The organism is Micromonospora zingiberis (genome assembly GCF_004331455.1).
In the GTDB taxonomy this organism is placed as follows: Bacteria; Actinomycetota; Actinomycetes; order Mycobacteriales; family Micromonosporaceae; genus Micromonospora; species Micromonospora zingiberis.
On record NZ_SJJR01000006.1, the window covers coordinates 78,856 to 90,303 of the forward strand.

Annotated in this window: 9 protein-coding genes and 1 pseudogene; 7 read left to right on the forward strand and 3 right to left on the reverse strand. The window is 69.5% G+C overall.

Going from position 1 to position 11,448, the window contains the following annotated elements; translation table 11 throughout:
- Nucleotides 1-221: 221 nt before the first annotated feature.
- Together E0H26_RS29840 and E0H26_RS11340 are read right to left on the reverse strand one after the other, a co-directional pair.
- Nucleotides 222-488, reverse strand: a pseudogene (locus E0H26_RS29840) (hypothetical protein); the annotation flags it as partial.
- Complete coding sequence (locus E0H26_RS11340) at nucleotides 485-2,236, reverse strand: PspC domain-containing protein (protein ID WP_131303556.1); 1,752 nt, start codon at nucleotides 2,234-2,236, stop codon at nucleotides 485-487. The gene E0H26_RS11340 and the pseudogene E0H26_RS29840, both read right to left, overlap by 4 nt.
- 183 nt (nucleotides 2,237-2,419) lie before the next feature.
- On the opposite strand from E0H26_RS11340, the gene E0H26_RS11345 reads away from it, so the two are divergent.
- The 7 genes from E0H26_RS11345 (at nucleotide 2,420) to E0H26_RS11375 (ending at nucleotide 10,690) form a co-directional block, all read left to right on the forward strand.
- On the forward strand, nucleotides 2,420-3,670 hold the full coding sequence (locus E0H26_RS11345; protein ID WP_420812819.1) for a PspC domain-containing protein: 1,251 nt from the start codon (nucleotides 2,420-2,422) through the stop codon (nucleotides 3,668-3,670).
- Complete coding sequence (locus E0H26_RS11350; RefSeq protein WP_131303558.1) at nucleotides 3,670-4,356, forward strand: response regulator; 687 nt, start codon at nucleotides 3,670-3,672, stop codon at nucleotides 4,354-4,356. The genes E0H26_RS11345 and E0H26_RS11350 overlap by 1 nt, the downstream gene beginning before the upstream one ends.
- Before the next feature lie 362 nt (nucleotides 4,357-4,718).
- Complete coding sequence (locus E0H26_RS11355; protein WP_131303559.1) at nucleotides 4,719-6,356, forward strand: peptide ABC transporter substrate-binding protein; 1,638 nt, start codon at nucleotides 4,719-4,721, stop codon at nucleotides 6,354-6,356.
- 100 nt (nucleotides 6,357-6,456) lie between these two features.
- Nucleotides 6,457-7,470 (forward strand): ABC transporter permease, encoded by a 1,014-nt coding sequence (locus E0H26_RS11360; RefSeq protein WP_131303560.1) that lies wholly within the window; start codon nucleotides 6,457-6,459, stop codon nucleotides 7,468-7,470.
- A gap of 152 nt (nucleotides 7,471-7,622) precedes the next feature.
- Nucleotides 7,623-8,564 carry an ABC transporter permease gene (locus tag E0H26_RS11365; RefSeq protein ID WP_131303561.1) on the forward strand — a complete coding sequence of 314 codons (942 nt, stop codon included), beginning with the start codon at nucleotides 7,623-7,625 and terminating at the stop codon, nucleotides 8,562-8,564.
- An 85-nt stretch (nucleotides 8,565-8,649) separates the two neighbouring features.
- Nucleotides 8,650-9,687: an ABC transporter ATP-binding protein gene (locus tag E0H26_RS11370; protein WP_131303562.1), complete on the forward strand. Its 1,038-nt coding sequence runs from the start codon at nucleotides 8,650-8,652 to the stop codon at nucleotides 9,685-9,687.
- On the forward strand, nucleotides 9,680-10,690 hold the full coding sequence (locus E0H26_RS11375) for an ABC transporter ATP-binding protein (protein WP_131303563.1): 1,011 nt from the start codon (nucleotides 9,680-9,682) through the stop codon (nucleotides 10,688-10,690). The genes E0H26_RS11370 and E0H26_RS11375 overlap by 8 nt, the downstream gene beginning before the upstream one ends.
- A 140-nt stretch (nucleotides 10,691-10,830) precedes the next feature.
- On the opposite strand, the gene E0H26_RS11380 is transcribed toward E0H26_RS11375, so the two are convergent.
- A complete protein-coding gene (locus tag E0H26_RS11380; protein WP_131303758.1) occupies nucleotides 10,831-11,148 on the reverse strand; it encodes a chorismate mutase in 318 nt (105 codons plus the stop codon).
- Nucleotides 11,149-11,448 lie beyond the last annotated feature (300 nt).

Genomic DNA, 11,448 nt, shown 5'->3' on the forward strand with positions numbered 1-11,448 from the left:
AGCACACCGGCCAGCATAGGCGGCCCACGGCCGGTGCCGCATGGTCAGGCAGCCGGGCCGCGCCGTCCCGGTGGGTCGCCGTCGGCCGTCAGGTCGAGCGTACGGTCGTCGCCGCTGGCCCGATCCAGATCCAGATCCAGCTCCGCCGTGCGTTCCGCCGGATCCAGGTCCGGGCCGAGGTCCGGGCCCGGCGGCACCTGCGGTCCGCCGCTGGTCGACTGGTCCGCAGTACCCGCCGCCTCCCGGCTGGCGGTGTCGGGTGTGTCCGTGCCATCGGCGCTGGGCGGCTCCGGCTTGCCGGCCTGCCGACTGGAGCGCAGCGCACCGACCAGGCCGAGGACGCCGATCAGGATCAGCCCGCTGGCCAGGAACCAGCCGACCGGCGGTAGGACGAGGCCGAGCACCTGGGCGAGCAGCCACCAGGCGGCGAAGGCGAGGAAGAGCAGCCCGAAGGCGAACGACACCAGGTCGGTGCGATGGGCTCTCACCGGGTCACCTCCATGTGTCCGGCGTTGACGTGCAGGTTCAGGCGAAGCTTTCCGCCGCCGGGCCCGTCCGCGCCGAGGTCGACGGTCTCCCTGCGCTGGTTGTCCATGCCCCAGGCGCGTCGCTCACCGAAGACGTTCGCGTCACCGGCGGTGACCTGGGTCGTGGCGGTCACGTCCACGTTCGGCGGCACCACCACGGTGGCCTCACCGAAGTTGATGACCACGGTGATCTCGGTGTCCTGCTGGTCGAAGTCGATCGCCCGCAGATCGAGCACCGCGTCGGCGAAGCTCTGCTCGTACCGTACGGCGAGTTCACGGTGGTTGGTCGGTGCCCAGGTGACCGAGCCGTCCACCCCACGGACCCGGTCGTACGACTCGGCGATGGTGGCCACCCCCAGCGCGGCGGCGGTCACCAGGCCGAGCGCGATCAGCCAGCGGGCCCGGCCGAACCAGGTGCCCACGAGCAGGCCGAGACCGATCACGGCGAGCGCCGCCGCGAAGTAGGCCGAGGCGCCGATCCCGAAGACGTCCAGCAGGTCGAGGACGACCACCAGACCCAGCGCGACGAAGATCAGCGAGAAGGTGACCGCGCCGAGGGCGGACCGTTCGCGGGGCTTCTTCGGCGGCCTGGGTTTGGCCGGCGGTGGCGGTGGTGGTGGCGGCGCGGTCTGCCCCGCGTACGGGCCGTGCGGCGCGAACGGGGGACGGTACGTCGGTGGCAGTTGCGCGGTTGGCGGCTGACCCAGCGATGCCGTCTGGGTGCTCGGCGTCGGCCAGGGTGGCGCGGGGGACAGGTGCACGGTCGGCTCGCCGGGCTGCCCGGTAGCCGGCGTGCCGGGCGGCGACACCGGAGCGTACGGCTGGAACGCGGTCGCGGTCTGGGTGCGGCCGGCGTGGGGCGGCGGGTACGCGGACGGGACCGGATAGCTGACCGGCGGCACCGGGCCGGGCGGTGGACCCGGCGGTACGGTCGGCGGCACGGTCTCGGGCTGCGCCCCGCGTTGCTGGCGGTTGAGCAGCAGCGCCCCGCCGACCAGGATCGCCGCGCCGAGCAGCACCGCGCGGAACGCGTCGGTGACGATGTAGCCGAAACCCACCGCGACCAGGACGCTCAACACGATCACCGTGACCGGGGACATGCTGGATCTGCCGCGACCGAGCATCGACTCGACCGGGGAGGCACTGTCGCCCTCGCCCGGGATGATCAACCAGGCGGCGACGTAGACCAGGACGCCGATGCCACCGAAGAACCCGAGCACCGCGAGCAGCACCCGCCAGAGCACCGGATCCGTGTTGGTGGCCCGACCGACGGCGGCGCACACACCGGCCAGGTAGCGACCATCGCGCGGACGGACGAGCCCGTACCGGGAGGTGAAGCCGGCGCCGCCGAAGGGCGCACCCGGACCGGTGGGTGGTGGGCCGCCGGTCGGGCCGCCGCCGGGCGGGTTGCCGGTCGGGCCGCCGCCGGGCGGTGGCGGGTTACCGGACGAACGGCCACCGGGCGGTGGGGAGGTGCCGCCCGCGTCGTACCCGGTCGGGCTGCCAGCCCAGGGCCCGGCGGGCGGTGGGCTGGCGGCGGGACCGGCCGGGTCTGTGGTGGGCGCCCGGTCGGCGCTCGGTGGTGTCGTGTCGTCCCCGGCGGCGCCCGGCGATGCGGGCGCGGCCGGCGCGGCGGACGACGGGGGCGGCGGTGTCGCCTCCGGTTCCGTCGGCCCCGGTCGGTGCGGCTGCGCAGCGTCGTCGGTCATGCTTCGATCCTGCGGTGCCGGGCGCCCGAGCGGCCTCCGGCAGCGACCCTGACCCCACCCTGAGATCCGACGACGCGCAATGTCCGGGGCCTCCCCGTGGTCGGTTGACCGCGCTACGTGTGACGATCGGAGCGGCGCCGGAAACCGATCCTCATCCGGCCGCACGTCCTGCCCAGGGAGCCCGTGATCAGTACCGTCAGCCAGCCACCCCGCCTCTACCGCGCCCCGGAGCACCGGATGGCCGCCGGGGTGGCCGCCGGCATCGCCGAGCACCTCGGTGTCCCGGTGGTCCGGGTCCGGGTCGCCTTCATGGTGCTGCTCGGGCTGAGCGGTCTCGGTCTGCTGCTCTACGCGGCCTTCTGGGCCGTCGTCCCGCTGCGCCCCGGCGACACCGCCGTGCCACCCCGCCGAGACGTGGCCCAGTTGCTGCCGTTCGTCGCGATCGGGCTCGGCGTACTGCTGATCCAGGTGATGGTCTTCGACTCGGTGGGTGCGGCCGGCACGGCGGGCTGGCTGGTCGCGATCATCGCGGTCGGCGCCGGCGTGATCTGGCACCAGTCCGGGCCGGAGCGGCGGCGCCAGTGGGGTGAGTCGCTGCCGGTGCCGTGGCTCAGCGCGGTGGTGGAGGAGAGCGACCGGCGGGCCTTCGTGCTCCGCTTCGTCGGCGGCGGGGTGCTGGTCGCGGTCGGCATCATCGGGGTCGCCGCGGTGTACTCGCCCGCGCAGAACCTGGATGCCGTGGTCAACGGTGTCATCTTCGCGCTGGTCGGGTTGGCCGGTGTCGGCGTGGTGGCCGCGCCGGTGCTGTGGCGGACCTGGAACCAGCTCCGGTCGGAGCGGGAGGGGCGGATCCGCGAGCAGGAGCGGGCCGAGTTGGCGGCCATGGTGCACGACCAGGTGCTGCACACCCTCGCGTTGATCCAGCGCAACGCCAGTGACGTCAAGACGGTGCAGCGGCTGGCCCGCGGCCAGGAGCGGTCCCTGCGCAACTGGCTGTACAAGCCCACCGCGTCACCGACGGAACGCTTCGCGGCCGCGCTGGAACAGGCGGCGGCCGAGGTCGAGGACACGTTCGCGATCACGGTCGAGACCGTGGTGGTCGGTGACCGGGAGACCGACGAGCGGGTCGGTGCGCTGGTCGCCGCCGCCCGCGAGGCGCTGGTGAACGCCGCCCGGCACGCCGGGGTGCAGACCGTCTCGCTCTACGCCGAGGTCGAACCCGACCAGGTCAGTGTCTTCGTACGGGACCGGGGTGTGGGGTTCGATCCGGATACCGTGGAGGATCACCGGCATGGGGTCCGAGGCTCGATCATCGGGCGGATGAAGCGGCACGGCGGCCGGGCGGAGATCCGCTCTCGGCCTGGGGAGGGGACCGAGGTCCGGTTGATCGTGCCGATCGCCCGGGAATCGGCCACGGCGGAAAGGGACAGATGATGGCCGAGCAGTCGACGCGACCGGTCGAGCCGGCGGGCGCCGGGCCGGAGCGGCTACGGGTGTTCCTGGTCGACGACCACGCCATGTTCCGGGCCGGCGTACGCGCCGAGTTGGGGGCGCACGTCGAGGTGGTGGGCGAGGCGAGCACGGTGGCCGAGGCGGTCAGCCGGATCGCCGCCACCCAACCCGACGTCGTCCTGCTCGACGTACACATGCCGGACGGCGGCGGCCGGGCGGTGCTGGAGGCGATGCGGCGCAGCCACCCCCAGGTGCGCTTCCTGGCGCTCAGTGTCTCCGACGCCGCCGAGGACGTGATCGGCCTGATCCGCGCCGGTGCCCGGGGCTACGTCACCAAGACCATCTCGCCGGACGAGCTGGCCGCGGCGATCCGCCGGGTGGCCGACGGCGATGCGGTGTTCAGCCCGCGGCTGGCCGGTTTCGTGCTGGACGCCTTCGCGGCCCGCCCGGACGCCCCGGTCGCGGATCCGGAGCTGGACCAGCTGACCAACCGGGAACGCGAGGTGCTGCGACTGCTGGCCCGGGGGTACGCGTACAAGGAGATCGCCCGCGAGCTCTACATCTCGATCAAGACGGTCGAGACGCATGTCTCGAACGTGTTGCGCAAGCTTCAGATGTCCAACCGGTACGAGCTGTCGAGGTGGGCGGCGGACCGCCGACTCGTGTAGCCGATCAACCGGGCCGGCGGATCGATCGCCTGGATGTCCGGGGTGGCTGCGCGTCTGGAATCTCCCTAGTCCTTTCGGGTAGCATTCGGGCGGGAGTGGTGGGGCTCACGTAGTGATTTCTCGCCGTCACGGAGATCATCAAGGCCCCGCTGCCAATCGTCCGTTCGGGCGCGAAAAACAGTTGACGGCCAGCTCATACCATGCGTCTGGGGCGACGCGAAATCGCCTCCAGGTGGATGTCGGCACCGTCCCGGGCGGGTATCGGCTTGATAACACGCCTTCCGGCTTGGGCGCATTGAGTGTCACAGTGGCAGGCACCTCACAACCCCCTCGTGAGCCGAGCGCCCTGAGGAGGCACTCCCATGCGCGGGAAATTCCTGAAGGTGGCGGTCGCGGCGACCGCCACCGCCATGTTGGCCACTGCCTGTGGCGGTGGTAGCGACGACAGCAGCGACAACGCCGGCCAGTCCGGTGGCACGCTGCGCGTCTACAACGCGGAGCCGGCGTTCCTGACGCCCTCCGGTGGTGACGACGAGCCGTCGCTGTACGTGATCCGCCAGCTCTACCGCGGTCTGGTCAAGTACAACGCCCAGACCTCGGCGGTCGAGATGGACCTGGCCGAGTCGGTCGAGTCCGCTGACCAGAAGCTCTGGACCGTCAAGATCAAGAGCGGCTACACCTTCGACAACGGCGAGCCGGTCAACGCCGACTCCTTCATCCGTTCCTGGAACTTCGCGGCCTACTCCCCGAACGCCCAGAACAACGGCTACTTCATGAAGCGCATCGCCGGCGTCAAGGACCTCCAGTCCGAGGACCCGGACGGCGAGGGCCCGCAGAAGGCCCCGGAGCCGAAGGCGAAGGAGCTCGCCGGCCTCAAGAAGGTCGACGACCTCACCTTCACCGTCGAGCTGGACGCGCCGTTCTCCGGCTTCCCGACCACGATCGGCTACCCGGGCTTCTTCCCGATGGCCCAGGCGTGTGTCGACGACATCGCCAAGTGCAACGAGACCCCGATCGGCAACGGCCCCTACAAGATCGACGGTAGCTGGCAGCACAACGTCGGCATCAACCTCGTTCGCAGCGAGGGCTGGAAGGGCGAGGCCGGCAAGCCGGACCGCATCGAGTACAAGATCTTCGCCGACGTCGACGCCGGTTACGCCGCCTTCCAGGCCGGCGAGCTGGACGTGATGTACACCGTGCCGCCGGCCCGCTACAAGGAGGCCAAGGCCACCTACGGCGACCGGATGTTCGAGCTGGCCGGTGACAGCTTCACCTACGTCGGCTTCCCGGTGTACATGGACGAGTTCAAGGACAAGCGGGTCCGCCAGGCCATCTCGCTGGTGATCGACCGTCAGTCCATCATCGACGCCGTCTTCGACGGCCGGTTCGCCCCGGCGACCGGCTACGTCGCGCCGAGCTTCGAGGGTGCGCGGGAGAACGTCTGCTCGTACTGCACCAAGGACGCGGCCAAGGCCAAGCAGCTGCTCCAGGAGGCTGGCGGCTGGCCGGCCGGCAAGAAGCTGACCCTGTGGGCCAACGCCGGTGCCGGTCACGACCAGTGGCTGCAGGCCGTTGGTGACCAGATCAAGGCCGAGCTGGGCATCGACTACGAGCTGAAGGTCAACCTCCAGTTCGCCGAGTACCTCGAGACCGCGGACCAGAAGAAGTTCACCGGTCCGTTCCGCCTCGGCTGGGGCCCGGACTACCCGTTCATGGAGACCTTCCTCTACCCGCTGTACGGCTCGGACGCCGGCAGCAACAACTCGGGCTACAAGAACCCGGCCTTCGACGCGCTGATGAAGGAGGGCGACTCGGCGGCGTCGATGCAGGCCGCCATCCCGTCCTACCAGAAGGCGGAGGACCTGCTCGTCGAGGACCTGCCGGTCATCCCGATGTGGTGGCGTAAGGAGGCGGCGATCTACAGCGAGAACGTGGACCAGTTCGTCTGGAACGCCGTCGCGGATGCCGACTACGGCGCGACCTCTCTGAAGCAGAACTGAGCTTCAGGCTCCTGATCCAGCCGTAACACGACGTGGCGGCAACGGTCACCTCACCAGGGTGATCGTTGCCGCCACGTCAGCGCCGAGAGGAGACCCCGAGATGGGGCGCTACGTCATTCGACGGTTGCTCCAGTTCATTCCCACCGTGCTGGGCACCATGTTCCTGCTGCACTACCTCACCTCGCTGGCGATCCAGTTCAGCGGGAACCCGGTCCGAGCGCTGTTCGGCGACCGAACTCCGCCGCCCGCGCTGCTCGAAGCGCTCACCGAGCGACTCGGTTACGGTGATGCCTGCCTCGACCAGAGGGGCAACCCCTGCTTCGGGCTTTTCTTCGATCGCTTGCAGGCAATATTTCTGCACTTCGATTTCGGCGTCAACCTGCGTCAGCAGCTGCCGGTCACCCAGCTGGTGGCCGACGCTCTTCCGTTCACCCTCAAGCTGCTGGTGATCGCGATCCTCTTCGAGGCGGTCATCGGCATCGCGGCGGGCGTCTGGGCCGGTCTCCGGGGCGGCAGCTTCGCCGACTACGCGGTGAAGATCAGCACGGTCTTCGTCATCTCGGTGCCGATCTTCGTGCTCGGCCTGGTGGTGCGGGAGTTCGTCGGGGTCAAGTTCGGCAACGTGCTGCGGGCGCAGGACTGGATCCCCGACGTGATTTCGGTTGGGGTCGTCACACCCGGATTCAAGGCCGACTATCCGTTCGCCAGCCTCATCATTCCGGGCATGGTGCTCGGCGCGGTCTCGCTCGCCACCACCGCGCGGCTCACGCGGACCAGCATCATGGAGAACATCCGGGCCGACTACGTCCGGACCGCGCGGGCCAAGGGCCTGAGCAACCGGCGCGTGATCGGCGTGCACACGCTGCGCAACTCGCTGATCCCCGTGATCACCTTCCTGGGTGTCGACATCGGCGCGGCGATGGCCGGCGCGGTCGTCACCGAAACCATCTTCAACGTGCCGGGCATCGGCCGACTGGTGACGTTGTCCGCGCGAAGTGGCGAGGCGCCAGTGGTCATCGGCGTGGTGACCATGCTGGTGCTGGTCGTCCTGCTCGCCAACCTGTTGGTCGACATCCTGTACGCCGTGCTCGACCCGAGGATCCGCTATGAGTGACCGGACCGTGGTGAGCGAACGGCGGCAGGTGCACGCCGCCAGCGGCAGGGCAGACCGAAACGAGGTGTGGACATGAGCGAGCGTTGTGAGCGAATCATCAGGCTCAGCGCGGTGGTGCCTCATGGTGGCACGGAGCGAAGCGGAGTGTCGGCATGAGCGACCTGACCAGTGCCGGCGCCGCCGTTGGCGGCGCACCGGTAGGCGGTGACGGCCCGCTGGCGGATCAGCCGGCCGTCGGTGGCAAGGAGCGCAGCGCGAGTCTGTGGGCGGACGCTCGGCGTCAGCTCGTCCGCGACCCGGTCTTCATGATCGCTTCGCTGTACATCCTCGTCGTCGGCTCGATGGCTGCCTTCCCCAAGCTGTGGACGAGCCAGGATCCCCGGGCCTGCAGCACCGACCGCTCTCGAATCTCCCCGAGCTGGGATCACCCGTTCGGCTTCGACATCCTCGGCTGCGACTACTACTCGCACGCCATCTACGGGGCCCGTCCCTCGATGATCATCGCGATCATGGCGACCGGTTCGATGGTGCTGATCGGTGGCAGTCTCGGTCTGCTCGCCGGGTACTACGGCGGTTGGGTCGACACGATCGTCTCCCGGGTGATGGACATCTTCCTCTCGCTGCCGTTCCTGCTCGGCGCGATCGTCTTCCTGACCGTCATCAAGCGGCAGAACGAGTTCACCATCGCCATGGTGCTGTTCCTGCTGACCTGGCCGGTCATCGCCCGGATCATCCGGGGCAGTGTGATCTCGTCCAAGGACCTGGACTACGTGCACGCGGCGAGGGCGGTCGGTGCCCGCAACGGACGGATCATGTTCCGGCACATCCTGCCCAACGCGATCGCGCCGATGCTGGTGTACGCCACCATCGTGCTCGGTTCGTTCGTCGCCGCCGAGGCCACGCTGACCTTCCTCGGTGTCGGGCTCCAGCCGCCGGCCCAGTCGTGGGGCATCATGATCTCGGTCCACCAGGTCTACTTCCTGGAGGACCCGTGGCTGCTGCTCTTCCCCTGCGGGCTGCTGGTCGGCACGGTGCTGTCCTTCATCCTGATGGGTGACGCCCTGCGTGACGCCCTCGACCCGAAGTTCCGGTGAGTCCCATGAGCGAGTGTCAGCGAGCGATTCATCAGCACAGGGCCGTCGTGCCGCAGGGTGGCACGGAGCGAAGCGGAGTGCCGGCATGAGCACTGATGTGAACGTCAAGATGGACGCGCTGCCGGGCCTGGACCCGAACGCGCTGCCGCTACAGGTCAAGAACCTGCAGGTGGAGTTCCGTACCCGCAACGGCATCGCCCGCGCGGTCAACGGGGTGAGCTTCGACGTGCGGGCCGGCGAGACCCGGGCGATCCTCGGCGAGTCGGGCTGCGGCAAGAGCGTGACCGCTCAGGCGATCATGGGCATCCTGGACAGCCCGCCCGGCTTCGTCACCGGTGGGGAGATTCTCTACCGGGGTGTCGACCTGCTGAAGCTGTCCGAGGCCGAGCGTCGCAAGGTCCGGGCCAACAAGATCGCGATGATCTTCCAGGACGCGCTCTCCGCGCTGAACCCGGTCTTCACCGTCGGGTTCCAGCTCGCCGAGATGTTCCGGAAGCACCGGGGGATGTCCCGCCAGGACTCCAAGGCGCGCGCCATCGAACTGCTCGACCTGGTCAAGATCCCGGCGGCGAAGCAGCGGGTGAACGAGTACCCGCACCAGTTCTCGGGTGGTATGCGGCAGCGCGTGATGATCGCGATGGCGTTGGCGCTCGACCCCGAGGTACTGATCGCCGACGAGCCGACCACCGCGTTGGACGTGACCGTGCAGGCCCAGATCATGGCGCTGCTGGCCGAACTCCAGCGGGAACGGAACATGGGCCTGGTGCTGATCACGCACGACATGGGCGTGGTCGCCGACGTGGCGGACCGGATCTCGGTCATGTACGCCGGTCGGGTCATCGAGGAAGCCGGCGTGGACGACATCTACGCCAGCCCGGCCCACCCGTACACCAAGGGTCTGTTGGAGTCGATCCCGCGCCTGGACCTCAAGGGCCAGGAACTCAGCGCCATCAAGGGGCTGCCCCCGGCGCTGACGAACATCCCGCCGGGCTGCGCCTTCAACCCCCGCTGCCGGTACGCGCAGGACGTCTGCCGCAAGGACCCGGCGCCGCCGCTGTTCCAGGTGACGCCGAGCCGTACGGCCGCCTGCCACTTCTGGAAGGAGGTCAAGGACGATGAGTGACTTCGTCCTGGAGACCCGCGACCTGGTGAAGCACTTCCCGCTCACCCAGGGGATCGTCTTCAAGAAGCAGATCGGCGCGGTCCGCGCGGTCGACGGCGTCAACCTGCAACTGCGGCGCGGTGAGACGCTCGGCGTCGTCGGTGAGTCCGGCTGCGGCAAGTCGACGCTGGCCCGGTTGCTGGTCGGGCTGGAGACGCCGACCTCCGGTGACCTGTTCGTGCAGGGCCGGAACATGGCGAAGGTCGGTGCCGAGGAACGGCGGCGGGGCCGGCGCAACATCCAGCTGGTGATGCAGGACCCGTACACCTCGCTGAACCCCCGGATGACCGTCGGCGACATCATCGGCGAGCCGTTCGAGGTGCACCCGGACGTGCTGCCCAAGGGCCAGCGTCGGGGCAAGGTGCAGGAGCTGCTGGAGCTGGTCGGTCTCAACCCGGACCACATCAACCGGTACCCGCACCAGTTCTCCGGCGGACAGCGGCAGCGCATCGGCATCGCCCGGGCGTTGGCGCTCAACCCGGAGATCATCCTCTGTGACGAGCCGGTGTCGGCGCTGGACGTCTCCATCCAGGCGCAGGTGATGAACCTGCTGGAGAAGCTCCAGAACGAGCTGGGTCTGTCGTACATCTTCATCGCCCACGACCTGTCGGTGGTGCGGCACATCGCCGACCGGGTCGCGGTGATGTACCTCGGCAAGATCATCGAGACCGGCACCGAGGACGAGATCTACGAGAGCCCGACCCACCCGTACACCCAGGCACTGCTGTCGGCGGTGCCGGTGCCGGATCCGAAGCTGCGCGGCCAGCGGGACCAGATCGTGCTGACCGGTGACGTACCGTCGCCGGCCAACCCGCCGTCGGGTTGCCGGTTCCGGACCCGCTGCTGGAAGGCGCAGGACGTCTGCGCCGAGCAGGAGCCGCTGCTGCAGATCCGGGACAAGTCCGGCCACCCGAGCGCCTGCCACTTCGCCGAGGTACGCGACGTGGTGCACGCGACGGAGTAGCCGCATAGACGCCGCCGGCCCGGCCAACCGTACGGGCGCGGCGGTGAAGGAAAGTGCCTCCTCAGTGATCCGGGGCGTCGGCCGTCACCAGCGGCCGGCGCCCCGGATCCTGGTTAGGTGGCGTACCGCGGGTCGGCCGGTCAGAGCGGGCCCCGACCGGCGCGCAGGAGCAGCAGCGCGAGTTGGGTGCCGTCGGCGCCGAGGACGCTCCGGAACCGCTCCAGGATCTCCTGCTCACGGGAGAGCACGAGCCGCGTTCCGCCGGAGGCCATCCGGGTCGCCCCCACCTCGCGGGACAACTCGGCCCGCTCCTGCCACAGCTCGATGAGCGTTCGGTCGATCTCGTCGATCCGTACCCGGATCTCGGCGATCCGGGCGGCCGCTGCCGGCTCCGTGGTCCCGGTGCCCGGCTTGGCCGACCCGGGCTCACCGGCCGGGCCGCTGCCGTCGGAGGCCATGCCGGAACCGGCCGGGACGCCACTCTGCTCCATCACGTCTGACATCTTCGGGTACCTCTCAACGTCTGGTGCCCGTTGCCCGGATCCCGGGACGACGAAAGCCCCGAGCTCCATGAGCCCGGGGCTTTCGCAGGTCTGGTTGATCAGGCGCGACCTACGGCTGCCGGACTCCCGGTGCCGTAGTAAAAGTAGAAGCGCTGATCGAACACGCCGTCGAGTATGCCGCCCGCGCGGGGCGGTGCGCAAGGAAACGACCGGCGCAAGCTGCGAGAACGCGACCGTTAACAAGGGACCCTGCGA

What these genes read in the sequence shown, in the direction of transcription:
- E0H26_RS11370 (WP_131303562.1), top strand. Translation starts at nt 8,650, where the DNA reads ATGAGCACTGATGTGAACGTCAAGATGGACGCGCTGCCGGGCCTGGAC.
- E0H26_RS11375 (WP_131303563.1), top strand. Translation starts at nt 9,680, where the DNA reads ATGAGTGACTTCGTCCTGGAGACCCGCGACCTGGTGAAGCACTTCCCG.
- E0H26_RS11380 (WP_131303758.1), bottom strand. Translation starts at nt 11,148, where the DNA reads ATGGCCTCCGACGGCAGCGGCCCGGCCGGTGAGCCCGGGTCGGCCAAG.
- E0H26_RS11350 (WP_131303558.1), top strand. Translation starts at nt 3,670, where the DNA reads ATGGCCGAGCAGTCGACGCGACCGGTCGAGCCGGCGGGCGCCGGGCCG.
- E0H26_RS11355 (WP_131303559.1), top strand. Translation starts at nt 4,719, where the DNA reads ATGCGCGGGAAATTCCTGAAGGTGGCGGTCGCGGCGACCGCCACCGCC.
- E0H26_RS11340 (WP_131303556.1), bottom strand. Translation starts at nt 2,236, where the DNA reads ATGACCGACGACGCTGCGCAGCCGCACCGACCGGGGCCGACGGAACCG.
- E0H26_RS11360 (WP_131303560.1), top strand. Translation starts at nt 6,457, where the DNA reads ATGGGGCGCTACGTCATTCGACGGTTGCTCCAGTTCATTCCCACCGTG.
- E0H26_RS11365 (WP_131303561.1), top strand. Translation starts at nt 7,623, where the DNA reads ATGAGCGACCTGACCAGTGCCGGCGCCGCCGTTGGCGGCGCACCGGTA.